A 14,663-nucleotide genomic window follows, 5' to 3' on the forward strand; every position below is an offset into this window, starting at 1 on the left:
GTGCCCTGTCGACAGAGAATTGAATCTAACTTGCCTTCTTTTTCCTCTCGCAAACCGTCACGATGTTGTTGGGATCAAGCGCCTGGCTGTCCACGTGAACCTCTTCCACCTTGCCTTGCTTATTGATGAGGAACGTAGCTCGCCTTGCTGAGTCCACTTTTACGCCTTTGATGTTCATGGTGTTCAGCAGCCCGTAGGCGCGGGTCGTCTCTCCGGACATGTCACCAAGCAGTGGAAACGTAACGCCATTCTGTTGCCCGAATGCGAAGTTTGCGAAGGGGCTGTCCATGCTCACACCCAGGACCTGGGTGTCCGCTGCTTCCAGTTTTGCAATGTTCTCCTGGAAGCCGCGCATCTCCTTCGTTCAACCGCCGGTGAACGCGAAAACATAGAACGCAAGCACCACGTTCTTCTTTCCCTTGTAGTCGTGCAACGAAATTGGCTTCACATCTTTGCCGTCAAACGCCAGCAACGTGAAATCGGGTGCCGTATCGCCAACTTTGATCTTCGGCGGCGCCTTCGCCGCAGGAGCCTGCGCGAGTGCTCCCGTAACCAATCCGAGCAGAAGAGCCAGAATCAGACTTTTTCTCAATTTCACCCCCACTCTTGAAACCCGCCCATCGTACGTGTCTCTCGTATTTTTTTCAATTTTCAACCGTGATTCCGCAGTAGTGCCACTTCCCCCGGTTCTTCTTTTCATCCCACATCCCATGTGGTTACATGGTGGACAGGTGTAGGGGAACATTTTTTCTTTTGCGAAGCAGCAGCACCGGACAGGGTGCAGCTCGTCTAAGCAAGTACGGCCGGACTCATGAGCGCCAGAACACTCAACGACGTTTTCTTTTCGGTTATCGAACGCGACCACCAGCGGGTCATGCTTTACCAGCACGACGGCCAGTGGGTCCCCATCTCCAGCCGCGAGTTGTACCGGGAAGTCATTAGCACGGCTAAGACCCTGATTTCCTGGGGCATCGGGAAGGGCGATCGTGTCGCAATCCTTGCCGAGAATCGCCCGGAATGGGCCATCGCCGACTACGCCACCATGCTGATCGGCGCAGTCGTCGTCCCCATCTACCCCACGCTGACCGGCGAACAGATCGCATGGCTTCTGCGAGATGCCGGAGTACGAATCCTGTTCCTATCGACGGCCGAGCAGTTCAAAAAGCTGGAAGCAGTCCGTGCAAACACGCCGGTCGAGCAGATCGTCATCATGGACACCATACAGTCCACCGGCGCTGTGCCAATGCAACAACTCCGCAAGGCTGCCTGCAGTGATCGCGACCCGTACTTCGATGCCGCTGCCCGCGCGATTGAGCCAGACGATCTCGCCACCATTATTTACACCTCGGGAACCACTGGCCAGCAGAAGGGAGCCATGCTCAGCCATGGAAACCTGACTTCCAACGTCCTCGTGTCCCTGGCCCAATTCCCGGTGGAGCCCGGCAAGGAGATGTACGTCTCTTTTCTTCCGCTGTCGCACGTGACGGCTCGCCACGTGGATTACTCCATGTTCTACCGCGGCATCACGCTCGCTTATCTGCCGGACATTACAAAGCTTACGGAAGCCCTCCTTCAGGTCAGGCCTACATTATTTGTGGGAATTCCTCGCGTATACGAGAAGATCCGCGTCAACGTTGAAAGTAAAGCTTCAGTCGGGTTTAAACGCACCATCTTCGAATGGGCACTGGGTGTCGGACGCGAAAACCGCGACATCATCTTGCGCGGCGAAACTCCCTCATCTCCAAGTTGGAAAGTCGCCAACAAGCTGCTCTTCAGCAAGGTTCGTGAAGGAGTCGGCGGGCGCGTGAAGTGCTTTATTTCTGGCGGTGCACCGCTGGGCCGGGAACTGGCCGAGTGGTACGCCGACATCGGAATCCGCATCCACGAAGGATACGGGTTAACCGAAACCTCCCCCGTGATCGCCGTCAATACTCCACAGGAACACCGACTCGGCTCTGTCGGCAAGCCCCTCCCCAACGTGGAGGTCCGTATCGCCGACGACGGCGAGATCCTCGTACGTGGTCCGTCGGTGTTTAAAGGCTATTGGAACCGGCCCGAAGAAACTGCTGCCGCCTTTGAGGGCACTTGGTTCAAGACCGGTGACATCGGCAATCTCGACCAGGACGGATTCCTTTCGGTCACCGACCGCAAGAAGGACCTCATTAAAACGTCGGGCGGCAAGTTCATCGCCCCGCAACCGATCGAGAGCGTCCTGAAGAATCACGAATTGGTCTCAGAGGCGGCTGTCCTTGGCGATCGCCGGAAATTCCCTGCCGTCGTGATTCGCCCCGAATTTGAAGCGTTGGAACTCTGGGCCCGGAGCAACGGCGTCAGCTTCCAGACTCGCGATGACCTCATCCGTCATCCGCAGGTGCTCGCACTCTACGAGAAGATCCTTCACGACGTGAACGACAAACTCGCTCAGTTCGAGAAGATGAAGAAATTCCTCCTCATACCTGACGACTTCACCATTGCCAATGGGTTCCTGACGCCTACGATGAAACTGCGCCGCCGCGCCATCGAGGAGAAATACAAGCGCGAGATCGAAGCGCTCTACTCGGAGCCGATGCCAATCGCCGCGCACTAGCCTGTCATTCCCGATTTGAACCTGTCGCCGGAAAAACACTGCAAGTACAGCGCTCGGACGCTCCCGCTAGGACGATAATGTGGAGCGACAGTTTCCCTATCCTACGGCCCTTTCGAAACTCTTCCTAAAAGGAGCCTCTATGCGGAAATCAATCATTGTTCTTCTGGTCGTGTTGTGCGCTCTTTCAGTGATGGCAGGAGACAAAGACAATCTCACGTCGTACCTGCTCGTGCAGAAAGTCACAGTCAACAACATGAAGGCGGAAACCTATCCGGCGCTCATTCGCGAGTTCAAGAGCATCGCAACATCTGTGAACTCCGAGGATTACTGGCTTGCGGGAACCGGCATCACCGGCAACTCATACGACGTCTTTTTCGTTTCTAATTTCGCCAATTTCGCTGATCTGGATAAAACCATGCAGGGAATGGAGAAGATATATCAGGTAATCCAGACCAAGAATCCTGCATTGGTGACAAAGTTCGGCGAATCCGAGCAGATGGCACAGTCCACCATGTGGCACCTATCCCCCGCTCTTTCCTACCTGCCGGAGAAGGTCGACACCGCTCACGCTACCTATTGGATGGTCTACACCTTCCACATCAAGCCAGGGACGATGAGCGCCTTCAGCGAGTTAGTTCGCGAGCGCATCGACATTGTGAAGAAAGCCAACCTGAATGACCACTGGATCGCCTACAACTCCATTGCCGGTACCGACACGGCGATGATGTTCGTCATGCCTATCGCCTCGCTCAGCGATCTCGACCGCGACGACTCCGAAGCCATGAAGACGGCGTTCACACCGCTGGTTCGCGAGCACCTGGAAGCTGCCGTACAGAAGACCGTCGCCAAAATTGAAACTCAATTGATCAGGGTAAAGCCCGAATTCAGCCGCCCCGGCCCGAATCTCGTCGCCGCCAATCCTGATTTCTGGACCGTGAAAGAGCCCGTTGTTACAGCCGATAAAAAGGTGAAGAAGACAAAAAAGGCCGAGATGGAAGTTGGCAAATAACCGCTTGCGGCGGGGCTACGGCCTCGCCGCTTCTCCCTTCCTTCCGAGTAGCTCAAAATCCGCGCCCTCACTGCACATCCAGAGCTAAACCTTTTACAATATCTGCCATGCCCGAATCCTTTGTCATTGCAGGACGCACTTTTACCTCCCGTTTGATCGTCGGCACCGGCAAGTACAAGTCCGGGCCGGAAACCGCCGCCGCCATCGAAGCCTCCGGCGCCGAGATGGTTACCGTCGCCGTACGCCGCGTAAACCTCGACCGCACCAAGGAATCCCTGCTCGACTTTATCGATCCCAAGCGCTACTTCCTGCTACCGAACACTGCGGCCTGCTACACGGCCGAGGAAGCCATTCGCACTGCCCGTCTGGGACGTGAAGTCGGCCTTTCCGATTGGGTCAAAATCGAGGTCATCGGCGACCAGAAGACCCTCTACCCCGACGTCCAGGCCACCATCGAAGCCACTCGTGTATTAGTAAAGGAAGGCTTTACTGTTCTTCCGTATACATCTGATGACATTGTAGTTGCGAAACGACTGCTTGATGTGGGTGCCTCTGCGATTATGCCCCTCGGGGCTCCGATCGGGAGCGGAATGGGCATTCAGAACATCGCCAACATACGCATCTTCCGCGAGATGCTCGAAGGCGTGCCGCTCATCGTCGACGCCGGTGTCGGTACCGCATCCGATGCCGCCATAGCCATGGAACTTGGTGCCGATGGCGTCCTTATGAATACCGGCATTGCTCACGCCGGCGACCCCATCCTCATGGCACAGGCAATGAAGCACGCTGTGATCGCAGGTCGCTCTGCCTACCTCGCCGGACGCATGCCGAAGAAGCTTTACGCTACCGCTAGCTCCCCGCTGGAAGGCGTTGTTCGCTAAGAGTCTGCAGAAAGTGAAAGGGCGGCCGTCTGGCCGCCCCTTTTCTTTTTCCACCGTTGCTATCGTTTGGCGGTAGCATCCGGCGATGGGTTCTCCACTCTCCGCTGCTCAGGCAGCAGGTACACCCGCTCTCCCGGCTTTGTATAGTGCAGTTGTTCCCGGGCTTCGCGTTCGATCGCTTTTGGATCGTTCTTCAGCTCATCCACTTGCTTGGTTAGCCGCTGGTTCTCTTGTTCCAGCTGCTTCAATTCCACCTGTAGCTTTTTGTATTCAGCGCGTTTGTTCTGGTAAACCACCATCCCGTTTGCGCCGAAAATTACGTGGAACCCGAGCCACAACACCAATACCCCTACGGCACCGGTCGCCAGCTTCCGCCGAGCACGGTAAAACGTATCGCAGACGTACTGACACATCTGCCCCAAATCGAAATTCTCGTTCGTCTGCTCGTCCTGCAAATCTACTCCGTCATCCATTTCTTGGCTGCTTCGCTCAGCTTGTGCAGGTCGCTCTCGCTTCGCGATTCTGTGTACACCCTCGCTACCGGTTCGGTACCGGAAAGCCGGTAGCATACCCATGACCCATCATCGAAAACTGCTTTGAATCCATCAGTTCGGACAATTTCCTTCACCTTCCGTCCGAACATTTCTTTCGGATGTGACTCCAACTTGCTAGTGAACTTCGCCTTCATCTCCGGCGTCAAGCGGAAGTTCTCTCGAAGTGGGAAATACGAACCAACTTTAGCAAATATGTCGCGCAGCAGCGCTCCCATCGGCTTCCCTTTTACCGCCACCATTTCGCAACACAGCAATCCCGCCAGCACTCCGTCTTTCTCCGGCACGTGGTAGCGGATTGACATCCCCGCGCTCTCTTCGCCGCCGATCGCGATGGCATCCTTATTGATCAACTCTCCGATGTACTTGAATCCCACCGGTGTCTCATACAACTGCACCTTGTGATGTTCCGCAATCCCGTTGATCAAGTTCGTCGTCGCGACCGACTTCGCCACACCGTTATTCCATCCGCGGCTCTCCACCAGGTACTCGAATAGAAGCGCAATCACGTAGTTCGGTTGGATGAACGTCCCATCTTCGTCCACGATACCAAAGCGGTCCGCGTCACCATCGGTCGCGATCACCAGTTTTGCACCCGTCTCGCGCATCTTCGCTTTCGCGTCCCCGAGCAGGTGATCGTCCGGCTCCGGCGCGTGATTGCCAAACATCACATCGCGATAGTCGTGCACCGTGGCGCAATCGATTCCCGCGCTTCGCAAAAGTTCGTCGGAATATCCGCGAGCGGCGCCCCAGAACGGGTCGAACACGATCTTCATCCCCGACTTCTTGATCGCCTTCAGATCTACGATCTCGCCCAGTCGCTTCATGTATTCCGGCTTGGGATCGCACGCCTGCACTTTGTCCGTTTTGGGTTTCGGACCAGGCGCGGGAGCATTTGGCGACGGATCTTCAGCCGGAACGCTTGCTTCAATATGCTTGGTTACCTCGGGCAGCGCGGGCGCTCCGTCTGGCGTCGAGAACTTGATCCCGCTGTATTCCGGAGGGTTATGAGACGCGGTAATGTTGATCGCGCCATCCGCCTTTGTGCGGATTACCTCGTAGGAAATGGCCGGGGTGGGTGCGGGATCAGCATTCAACATCGGAACAATCCCCTGTTCCGCCAGCACGTCCGAAGCCACCGCCGTGAACTGTTCACCTAAAAACCTCGGGTCACGGCCCACTACAACCCGTGCTCCTTCGGGCCTTACCGAAATGACATATTTAGCAATGCCGGTGACAGCCCGGCGCACGTTTGCGTATGTGAAATCTTCGGCAATAAGACTGCGCCATCCCGATGTACCGAATTTAATAGTGGCAGCCATTTCAAGTTCCTCTTATCTTCTTACCAACAACTATTAAGACGAGAATTCTAACTGATGACAGACGCTCGCATAGTGTTGACTACGACGGATTCGAGAGAAGAAGCCGAAAAAATCGCCAATGCCCTCGTCCATCGTCAACTGGCCGCGTGTGTCAATATCGTTGGGCCGATCACTTCTATTTACAGTTGGAAAGGCAAGGTAGAAAACGCGCAGGAATTCTTGCTTCTGATCAAGACCACCGAGGACGCCTTCGAGCCGCTTCGTGACGCGGTCCGTGAACTGCACTCATATGAACTGCCGGAATTTATCGAGCTGGGAATCAGCCGCGGAGAAGGTAAGTATCTGGCTTGGATTACACAGTCGGTCCACTACGAGTAGCGCTGTCCGCTTTGCGTCCCCGCAAGTTCAGTCTCCAGTAATCCAGTTGAAAAGCAGGGTCCTCAACGGCTTGCCGCACCATATCTTCGACAAACTCGTTCCGCAGCCTTTCATCGGTGATCGCCTGTAGAAACGGCCGCAGGATTACCGTCGGAAGAAACTCGCGATATTCCTCCGCCGACCCGAGCCGAAACGCGGCCGGTTCCAGCCAGGTTTCGATATTCACAAATCCGGCGCGCGTCATTCGTTTTGCGGTCGTTTCTGCCGAGGCGAACTCCCACGGGTATTTCCAGTTCCCAAAGAAGCGCGAATACCGCTCCGAGTGCATCAGGTTCATGATGCGCCGATGCACATCGTGCAGGTTGGCCCCACCGCCACACTGTGCCTCGATTCGCCCGCCCGACTTCAAAGCCATCGCAAGAGAACCAAAAAGAGCGTCATGATCCGGGACCCAATGAAACGAAGCGGTACTGAACACAACGTCGAACTCGGCGGCAAATGGAAGGTTGGCCAGGTCAGCCCGCACAAAGCTCACACGATTTCCGTAGCCGGTTAGGTTGGCTGCAGCCTCGGTAAGCATGTTCTGCGACAGGTCGACGCCCACCACCTCGCCTCGCGGCAACCGATCCAGCAGCTTTGCCGTGAGTCGTCCTGAGCCGCAGCCTGCATCCATCACGCGCTCGTCGCCTGCAAGTTGCAGGCGATCGAGCACCTTCAAGCCCCATTCAAATTGCGGATTGGAGACCTTGTGATAGACCTGCGAGTTCCATTCATGCGCCGATTCGGTCATCTGGTACTAGATTGCGGATAACGCCTCGTCGAGTTCCTTCACGATGTCCGCCACATCCTCAATTCCCACCGAAATTCGCACCATGCCGTCCGTAATACCGATCGCCTTCCGGCCCGCGGCACCCACCGCCGCATGCGTCATTGTCGCCGGATGTGAAATCAACGTCTCCACTCCGCCCAGCGATTCGCCCAGCGAGCACACAGGTCCAACCCGCTTCAGCAGCTTTTTCGCATTTCCAAGCGAACCCGTCTCGAACGTCACCATTCCGCCGAATCCACCCATCTGGCGTTTCGCCAGTTCATGCTGTGGATGTTCCGGCAGTCCCGGGTAGAACACCTTTTTCACCTTCTTGTGATCGTTCAGGAACTCCGCCACGATCTGCCCGTTCTCGTTATGCCGTTCCATGCGGACACCCAGAGTCTTCGCGCCACGCAGAATCAGGAAGCACTCAAACGGCGACAGGATGGCTCCGGAAGCTTTCTGCAGAAATGCCAGCTGCTCCGCTTGCTGCGCCGTCGTGCAGACGATCACGCCGCCCAGGCCGTCGCTATGGCCGTTCAGGAATTTGGTCGTCGAGTGCATCACCATGTCCGCCCCCAGCTCGATCGGGCGCTGGAAGAACGGCGACATAAACGTGTTGTCCACAATCAGTTCGGCTCCGCGCTTATGCGCGATCTTCGCGACGGCTTCGATATCGCTGATCGTCATCAGCGGATTCGTCGGTGTCTCCAGCCAAACGTACTTTGTGTTTTTGCGCATCGCGCGCTCGGTGGCCCGCAGGTCCGACGTATCGACGTACGAGAACTCCAGGCCGAAGTTCGTCATCACCTGGTTGAACAGGCGCGGCGTGCCGCCGTAGACGTTGTCCCCGCAAAGCAGGTGATCCCCCTTCTTCATCATCAGGCAGACAGCGGTAATCGCAGCCATGCCACTGGAAAACACGCGCGCGGCAATTCCGCCTTCCAAAGCAGCAAGGTTCTCCTGCAAACGATCGCGCGTCGGATTCGTTACTCGCGCGTACTCGTAGCCCTTCTTCGGCTTCCCAAGTTCTTCCTGGACGTAAGTGGAGGTAGCGTAGATGGGAGCGCTGACGGCGCCGGTTTCGATGTCAGGCTCTCCGCCAGCGTGAATCGTCTTGGTAGAAAAACCGTATTTGGATATCTCTTTCTTCTTAGCCATGATTGCCTCTGATCTTTCTGATGTGAACTGCTTCTTCCTCACCCACAAAAAATGCGGCACGAAGCCGCATTTAGATTACCCAATCCCAATTACCCGTCTACCCGATCAGTACGTCTCAAAGATGTTCTTCGACAAATACCTCTCCGCCGAATCTGGCACAATCGTCGCCACGCGCTTGCCGGGACCGAGTTTTTTCGCCACCTGCATCGCGGCCCACACATTTGCACCGGCGCTTGATCCGGCCATCACGCCTTCCTGCCGCGCCAACTGACGCACCATCTCGAACGCGTCCGGATCCTTCACCATGATGATCTCGTTTGCAAGGTCCCCGTGAAATGTCGACGGAATGAAGCTTGCTCCGATGCCTTCGATCTTGTGATCGCCCGGAGGCCCACCGCCCAGCACCGATCCCTGCGTTTCCACCGCTACCGCAATCGCTCCCGGACAATGCTCCTTCACATATCGCGCCACGCCGCTGAATGTTCCGCCGGTGCCTGCGCCAATCACCACGGCATCCACCCGGCCACCCATCTGCTCCACGATCTCGCGACCCGTGGTGTGATAGTGATACTCCGGGTTTGCCTGGTTCTCGAACTGCAACGGTAGATACGAATTCGGAATCTTCGCAGCCAGATCGCGCGCACGCTTGATCGCTCCGGCCATGCCCTCATCGTCAGGCGTACGGATTACTTCCGCACCCAGCGCCTGCATGATCATGACCTTCTCTTTCGAAAATTTCTGCGGGACGCAAAAGATCACCCGGTATCCTTTGTTCACTCCGATCAGCGCCAGCCCGACACCAGTGTTGCCGGCCGTGGCTTCAATGATCGTTGCTCCGTCCTTAAGTACACCCTTTTCCTCGGCATCCTTGATCATGCCGATGGCGGCGCGATCCTTGATGCTTCCGCCCGGGTTCAGGTACTCAAGCTTGACGTAGATGTCGGCACTGTCGCTCGGCACCAGCCGCCGTAAATGAAGGAGTGGGGTTTCGCCTACGAGCTCGGTGATGCTCTCGGCAACTCGGAGCCGCGTCGCTTCCTGCGTTTTCATGGGCACTGTACAGGTTACGAGAGGATTTCTTACGAGTCAACGAACGCTCGTACGAACTTATTTCGTTCACCGCCCAAACAAAAACGGCGCCAAAACTGGCGCCGCTCTCAACCTACTCGAATACTATTGTCCGCCCGCAGAAGCGCTTTCCTGCCCGGCGTAATAGCCCGTCCTCGTGCGCACGAACAGCTTGCCGTGACCCGGAGCCTTCGCTTCCACCTTCACCGTACGATAGCCGCCCTCGGCTTTGCTGGTCGCAGGCTTGTAGCCGATGATGTACTGGTTGCGGATATCGTGCGCCACTGCACGCGTAATCGAATCCACTTCGCTGATGTCTCTCGGGAAGAACGAAATGCCGCCGGTTCTCTCGGCCAGCGTCGAGAGCGCACGTCGTGCGCGCTTCTGCCGCTCTTCACCTAGAATGCCGATCGAATACACCGTCGGCCCGTCTTCAGCTTCCAGCTTCCGGATCGCCTGCTCCAGCGATTCCCGGCTCGCATTATCCTCGCCGTCAGTCACGACGAGAATCACTCGCTTATCCAGCTTTGCGTTCTTCTTGAGGTGCTCGGCCGATGCAACCACCGCATCGTACAGAGCAGTCCCGCCGCGCGAGTCAATCTTCTCCAGCCCTTCCTTGAGCAGCGTAAGGTTCGACGTGAAATCCTGATCGAGGTAGTACTCATCGTTGAAGTTCACGATGAACACTTCGTCATTCGGATTGCTCGCCTTCACCAGGTTGATCGCCGCCTGGTTCACCGCCGGACGCTTGTCTCGCATCGACCCTGAGTTATCAATCACAATGCCCAGTGCCACAGGCACATCGCGACGATCGAAAGACGATATCTTCTGCGGCTGGCCATTCTCGTAAACCACGAAATCCTGCCGTGCCAGATCCGTCACCAGACGCTTCTTGTCATCCACCACCGTTGCGTGCAACTGGACTTCTTCCACGTCCTTCTTGAAGACGAACACTCCATCGTCTTCTCGGCTCGGCGCCTGACCTTGTTGGGCTGGAACCTGTACGGTGTCGCCCGGTTGATTGGGCGCGTCGCCTTGCTGGTTCGTGGGAGCCTGATTCACAGGCTGCTGGTTTGTGGGAGGCTGGTTCGCTGGAGTCTGGGTTGCCGGCGGAGGAACCTGTGCCAGCAATCCGGTGGCAAGAAACAACACAAGTGCCGCCGAAGCGGCACCCTTCATGTCGAACATAGAAATAAGAGAACTTAGCTTTGGGAATTTAGTCCGAAGGTGCATAGTAGCCCGTTTTTGCATAAACGTGGAGCGGCGGCAGCCCCTTGGGCGGATTCAGCTTTACCTTGATCTTCCGCCACTTCCCATCGCGCGCTGGTTTGTTTGGACGATACCCGAGTACATATTGGTTGCGCAGCTCTATTCCAATCTTTGTAGCCACGTCCGCCAACTCGTTGGGATTATCTATCGTAAATGCCCTGCCACCAGTAACATCGCAGACTTCCGAAAGCACAACTGGACCCATCTTTTCTTCCGGCGTCGTCGGCGAAGAATCGTAAATTCCGATGCCGTAGATCTGGACGTCCGCTTCCTTTACCAGTGACTTGATTTCCTTTTCAGTATACCGGCTGTGATTGTCACCACCGTCGCTGATGATCAACAGCGCCTTCTTCTGCCGGTCTGCCTTCTTCATCTGATGCAGACCCATGTAGATCGCGTCCATCAACGCTGTGCGCTTCTCCGGCTTCGCGAAAATAATCTTCGACTGGATGTCTTCCACTGACTCGGTGAAATCCGATAGCAGCACCGGACGATCGTTGAACGTCACCATGAAGAACTCATCCTGCGGGTTCGCTGTCCGGAAGAACTCCACCACGGCTTCGCGTGCCTTTTCGATCTTGTTCGCCATGCTGCCCGAAACATCGAAAATCACGCCCAGCGAAATCGGCACATCTTCACTCGAAAAGTGCCTGATCTCCTGCTTGTCCGATCCTTCAAACAGCTCGAAGTTGTCCTGCTCCAACCCGGTTACCAGGCGGTTCATCGGATCTGTAATCGTCACCGGCACCAGCACCAGGTCCACATCCACTTTCATGGGACGTGTGTGTGTCTTTAATGTCGGATCCACGCCCCCTTTCGGCATCTGCTGTGCCGATGAGTTCGTTCGCGGCTGAATATGTACTTCGTCGTTGGTTTGTGCGATGGCCAGGGATAACCCAAAGAATAGGAGCGTGCAGGCGGCGAGGTAGCGTAGCACTCGTGTCTCCCGATACTCTCGTCCAGTCCTCACGTCCGGCGAGAGCCTCTGAAGCAACCAGCAGCGGTATCGTCCGCCGACTTTTCCCGTCTTCCGGGTCATAGGTTCCTCAGATTCGCTGTCTCGAATGGTATCACTCCACGAGACTCTTCGTTGTCACTTTTTTGTCAATCCAGAGCTTGTAGAAACGTTCTCTACCCCTCCTGAGATGACGCTGCTCGTAACAAAGTTTCCCGAATTAAGGTCCACATTAATAAGCATTTCAACTCGCCTCCTCTGCCGTTCATATCCGCCCTTTCCCTTTTGACTGTCCGTCCTGCATTACCCTCCCGTTTTTCATGTACGTTTTTCAGTACAATCGGTACTCTCAATCTAGGCCCATGGCAGATATCAAACCATTCCGCGCCCTCCGTTACGACACCAACCGCGTTGCGCCCTCCGACGTCGTTACTCAGCCCTACGACAAAATCTCTCCTGCCATGCAGGACAAGTACTACGCCGCCAGCCCTTATAACCTTGTCCGAATCATCCTCGGCAAATCTGAACCGGGCGACTCCGACTCCGGCAACGTCTATACCCGTGCCGCCGACTCTTTCCAGTCGTGGCGCAAGGAAGGCGTCCTCCGCCCTGAAGCCCGCGAGTCCTTTTACTACTACACTCAGCGCTTCACCGTTCCTGGCACAGCGGTTGGCGCCGCCGGCCCGGTCGAGTTTGAGCGCCGTGGCTTCATCGCCCTGGGTCGCATCCACGACTACACCGATGGCGACGTCTTCCGTCATGAGCAAACCCTCGCCAAGCCCAAGTCCGATCGCCTGAACCTCCTCCGCGCCACTCGCGCCCACTTTGGCCAGATCTTCATGCTTTACAGCGATCCAGCCGGAGATGTTGATCTATTACTTGAGAATTTCACCCTGGCGGTTTCACCCGGAGGCACCCGTCAGTCTGAGGCTGACGCCGCCATGGCCGTCGAGCCCGATATCGCCCTCACCGACGAATACGGTGTGTTGCACCGGGTTTGGTGCATTTCTGATCCGCACGTAATCAAGGCCGTTCAGGACCGCATGGCCGGCAAGAAACTCATCATCGCCGATGGCCACCACCGCTACGAAACCGCCCTCAACTACCGGAACGAATCTCGCCTGGCTGGTCAATCGGCCGGAAAGGGTGCGAATGCGCCCCACGAGTTCGTCATGATGACCTTCGTCAACATGGATTCGAAGGGTCTGGTGATCCTCCCCACCCATCGTGTCGTTCACGGCCTTGCGAATTTTGACCGCGAGAAATTCCTCGAGAGCGCGCGCAAGTACTTCGAAGTCGTCCCCGCCTCCGGCTCCTGCGACCAGCTCGCCAACCGTCTGCACGAAGCCGGACGCCACGGCACCACCCTGCTCGCCAACTCCGGAGACGCCTGCTTCCTCCTCCACGCCCGCCCCGGCGCGGCAGACTCGATCCTGAAAGACGTTCCTGCGCTTCAGCGTCAGCTCGACGTCGTCCACCTCCACAAGGTCCTGCTCGAGCACGTCCTCGGACTCTCCGAAGAATCCATCCGCAACCAGGAGAACATCTCCTATCATCGCGACGCCTCCGAAGCCCTCGCCCGTGTCCGCGAAGGCGCCAATGTCGCCTTCCTCATGAACCCCGTCAAAATGGACCAGCTCCGTGAGATCACCTTCGCCGGAGGCGTGCTCCCGCAGAAGTCCACCGACTTCTACCCCAAGCTGCTCAGCGGGCTCACCATCTACCCGCTCGAATAACCGAAAACTCAACCTTCAGGGCGTCACCAGCGACAGTATCTTTTGTCACTGATTTCGCCCGTCCATTGGGCTATATCTCGCCTAAGATCAGGGGGTATAGCCATGCTCAGCACCGTTGGAATCGTCGCCTTCATGATTGGCGCTGTCTGTTTCGTCGCCGCCGCGATCGTCTGGTACAAGATGGCCGAATGGGAATTCCGCAGCCCCTTCTACATCCTCTGCCCTGAAACTGAAAAACCGGCCGAGATTACCGTCGATGCCAAACTCGCTGCCCATACTCGTTTCGCTGGACACGAAGAGATTCGTATCACCTCATGCTCACGCTGGCCCGACAGACGCGCCTGCAACCAGGACTGCTCGCCACAAGTACAGTTCGTCGGTGACACCCGAAGCGAAACCAAAATTGCCCCCTTCGGGCTCCAACCCGACCAGCTAAGGATTAACAATCCCGTTCACATGACCCGCGAGCTCTACAAACGCATCCAGCAACACCACTGAAGTCTTTCGTCTCTGTCGCCCCCTCGCCAGATCGCCCGCCTACGCCTGCCATCCTGAGCGGAGGGCGCATGCCCGGGACGAAGAATCCCGACGGTGTCCAAATAGCCACAGATGCTCGGAGGCTTCTCCACCGCAAGCGTGTAAAAAGGGCGGGTCACCACGGACCGTCCGATGGTCCAGTGTCGTTTGTAATCTAGCGGCCATTCCCGTTTAGGGACTAAAGTAACCTCGGGAGTTAATTTTTTCTTGTGGAAACTTTGGAGTTATTGTGAGCTCTCAATGAAAATCGTCTTACGTCTCAGACGAGAGCCTTCGCTCCAGCGGAGTGGGAGGATTGTAATGCGGAATAGCAGTTTTCTTAAGGCCCATGTAGCTTTCGTTGTTCTAGCGTTGTTACTTCTCATCATGGTGGGTTGTGGCGGAACCTCATCCTCTTCTCC

The 14,663-nt window shown here is 56.4% G+C and carries 15 protein-coding genes; 6 read left to right on the forward strand and 9 right to left on the reverse strand.

Translation table 11 applies throughout. The features are described 5' to 3' along the window. Positions 1–25 precede the first annotated feature (25 nt). Together VN577_09075 and VN577_09080 are read right to left on the reverse strand one after the other, a co-directional pair. A complete protein-coding gene (locus tag VN577_09075) occupies positions 26–355 on the reverse strand; it encodes a redoxin domain-containing protein (GenBank protein HWR14968.1) in 330 nt (109 codons plus the stop codon). Positions 356–364: 9 nt separating this feature from the next. After that, complete coding sequence (locus VN577_09080) at positions 365–598, reverse strand: redoxin domain-containing protein (protein ID HWR14969.1); 234 nt, start codon at positions 596–598, stop codon at positions 365–367. A gap of 213 nt (positions 599–811) precedes the next feature. On the opposite strand from VN577_09080, the gene VN577_09085 reads away from it, so the two are divergent. From VN577_09085 to VN577_09095, 3 genes are all read left to right on the forward strand, one after another. Beyond that, the gene (locus VN577_09085) at positions 812–2,587 is read left to right on the forward strand and encodes a long-chain fatty acid--CoA ligase (GenBank protein ID HWR14970.1); all 1,776 of its coding nucleotides are present in this window, start codon (positions 812–814) and stop codon (positions 2,585–2,587) included. A 139-nt stretch (positions 2,588–2,726) separates the two neighbouring features. Then, the gene (locus tag VN577_09090; GenBank protein ID HWR14971.1) at positions 2,727–3,596 is read left to right on the forward strand and encodes a hypothetical protein; all 870 of its coding nucleotides are present in this window, start codon (positions 2,727–2,729) and stop codon (positions 3,594–3,596) included. A gap of 107 nt (positions 3,597–3,703) precedes the next feature. Beyond that, complete coding sequence (locus tag VN577_09095) at positions 3,704–4,477, forward strand: thiazole synthase (protein ID HWR14972.1); 774 nt, start codon at positions 3,704–3,706, stop codon at positions 4,475–4,477. A 59-nt stretch (positions 4,478–4,536) separates the two neighbouring features. Here VN577_09095 and VN577_09100 read toward each other — a convergent pair whose 3' ends face one another. Together VN577_09100 and VN577_09105 are read right to left on the reverse strand one after the other, a co-directional pair. Next, positions 4,537–4,950 carry a septum formation initiator family protein gene (locus VN577_09100; GenBank protein ID HWR14973.1) on the reverse strand — a complete coding sequence of 138 codons (414 nt, stop codon included), beginning with the start codon at positions 4,948–4,950 and terminating at the stop codon, positions 4,537–4,539. Beyond that, entirely contained in the window at positions 4,935–6,350 is a 1,416-nt protein-coding gene (locus tag VN577_09105) for a phosphoglucomutase/phosphomannomutase family protein (protein HWR14974.1), read from the reverse strand. Before VN577_09105 ends, VN577_09100 begins: the two co-directional genes overlap by 16 nt. A 54-nt stretch (positions 6,351–6,404) precedes the next feature. On the opposite strand from VN577_09105, the gene cutA reads away from it, so the two are divergent. Then, complete coding sequence (cutA, locus tag VN577_09110) at positions 6,405–6,728, forward strand: divalent-cation tolerance protein CutA (GenBank protein HWR14975.1); 324 nt, start codon at positions 6,405–6,407, stop codon at positions 6,726–6,728. Here cutA and VN577_09115 read toward each other — a convergent pair. The 5 genes from VN577_09115 to VN577_09135 form a co-directional block, all read right to left on the reverse strand. Next, positions 6,703–7,518 carry a methyltransferase domain-containing protein gene (locus VN577_09115; protein ID HWR14976.1) on the reverse strand — a complete coding sequence of 272 codons (816 nt, stop codon included), beginning with the start codon at positions 7,516–7,518 and terminating at the stop codon, positions 6,703–6,705. The genes cutA and VN577_09115 overlap by 26 nt on opposite strands. A 6-nt stretch (positions 7,519–7,524) precedes the next feature. Beyond that, complete coding sequence (locus VN577_09120) at positions 7,525–8,697, reverse strand: PLP-dependent aspartate aminotransferase family protein (protein ID HWR14977.1); 1,173 nt, start codon at positions 8,695–8,697, stop codon at positions 7,525–7,527. Positions 8,698–8,802: 105 nt separating this feature from the next. Further along, entirely contained in the window at positions 8,803–9,747 is a 945-nt protein-coding gene (cysK, locus tag VN577_09125; GenBank protein ID HWR14978.1) for a cysteine synthase A, read from the reverse strand. Between the two features lie 123 nt (positions 9,748–9,870). Then, on the reverse strand, positions 9,871–10,953 hold the full coding sequence (locus VN577_09130; GenBank protein ID HWR14979.1) for a VWA domain-containing protein: 1,083 nt from the start codon (positions 10,951–10,953) through the stop codon (positions 9,871–9,873). Positions 10,954–10,981: 28 nt separating this feature from the next. Continuing rightward, positions 10,982–12,073, reverse strand: a complete 1,092-nt coding sequence (locus VN577_09135; GenBank protein HWR14980.1) for a VWA domain-containing protein — start codon at positions 12,071–12,073, stop codon at positions 10,982–10,984. A 278-nt stretch (positions 12,074–12,351) separates the two neighbouring features. Between VN577_09135 and VN577_09140 the strand changes: the two genes are divergently transcribed. Both VN577_09140 and VN577_09145 read left to right on the forward strand, forming a co-directional pair. Beyond that, positions 12,352–13,725 carry a DUF1015 domain-containing protein gene (locus tag VN577_09140; protein HWR14981.1) on the forward strand — a complete coding sequence of 458 codons (1,374 nt, stop codon included), beginning with the start codon at positions 12,352–12,354 and terminating at the stop codon, positions 13,723–13,725. Positions 13,726–13,827: 102 nt separating this feature from the next. Then, positions 13,828–14,223: a hypothetical protein gene (locus VN577_09145; protein HWR14982.1), complete on the forward strand. Its 396-nt coding sequence runs from the start codon at positions 13,828–13,830 to the stop codon at positions 14,221–14,223. Positions 14,224–14,663 lie beyond the last annotated feature (440 nt).

It is taken from the genome of Terriglobales bacterium, assembly GCA_035561515.1.
Taxonomy (GTDB): domain Bacteria; phylum Acidobacteriota; class Terriglobia; order Terriglobales; family Acidobacteriaceae; genus DATMXP01.

What these genes read in the sequence shown, in the direction of transcription:
- VN577_09140 (HWR14981.1), top strand. Translation starts at nt 12,352, where the DNA reads ATGGCAGATATCAAACCATTCCGCGCCCTCCGTTACGACACCAACCGC.
- VN577_09115 (HWR14976.1), bottom strand. Translation starts at nt 7,518, where the DNA reads ATGACCGAATCGGCGCATGAATGGAACTCGCAGGTCTATCACAAGGTC.
- VN577_09120 (HWR14977.1), bottom strand. Translation starts at nt 8,697, where the DNA reads ATGGCTAAGAAGAAAGAGATATCCAAATACGGTTTTTCTACCAAGACG.
- VN577_09075 (HWR14968.1), bottom strand. Translation starts at nt 355, where the DNA reads ATGCGCGGCTTCCAGGAGAACATTGCAAAACTGGAAGCAGCGGACACC.
- cutA (HWR14975.1), top strand. Translation starts at nt 6,405, where the DNA reads ATGACAGACGCTCGCATAGTGTTGACTACGACGGATTCGAGAGAAGAA.
- VN577_09090 (HWR14971.1), top strand. Translation starts at nt 2,727, where the DNA reads ATGCGGAAATCAATCATTGTTCTTCTGGTCGTGTTGTGCGCTCTTTCA.
- VN577_09100 (HWR14973.1), bottom strand. Translation starts at nt 4,950, where the DNA reads ATGGATGACGGAGTAGATTTGCAGGACGAGCAGACGAACGAGAATTTC.
- cysK (HWR14978.1), bottom strand. Translation starts at nt 9,747, where the DNA reads ATGAAAACGCAGGAAGCGACGCGGCTCCGAGTTGCCGAGAGCATCACC.
- VN577_09130 (HWR14979.1), bottom strand. Translation starts at nt 10,953, where the DNA reads ATGTTCGACATGAAGGGTGCCGCTTCGGCGGCACTTGTGTTGTTTCTT.
- VN577_09145 (HWR14982.1), top strand. Translation starts at nt 13,828, where the DNA reads ATGCTCAGCACCGTTGGAATCGTCGCCTTCATGATTGGCGCTGTCTGT.
- VN577_09105 (HWR14974.1), bottom strand. Translation starts at nt 6,350, where the DNA reads ATGGCTGCCACTATTAAATTCGGTACATCGGGATGGCGCAGTCTTATT.
- VN577_09135 (HWR14980.1), bottom strand. Translation starts at nt 12,073, where the DNA reads ATGACCCGGAAGACGGGAAAAGTCGGCGGACGATACCGCTGCTGGTTG.
- VN577_09095 (HWR14972.1), top strand. Translation starts at nt 3,704, where the DNA reads ATGCCCGAATCCTTTGTCATTGCAGGACGCACTTTTACCTCCCGTTTG.
- VN577_09085 (HWR14970.1), top strand. Translation starts at nt 812, where the DNA reads ATGAGCGCCAGAACACTCAACGACGTTTTCTTTTCGGTTATCGAACGC.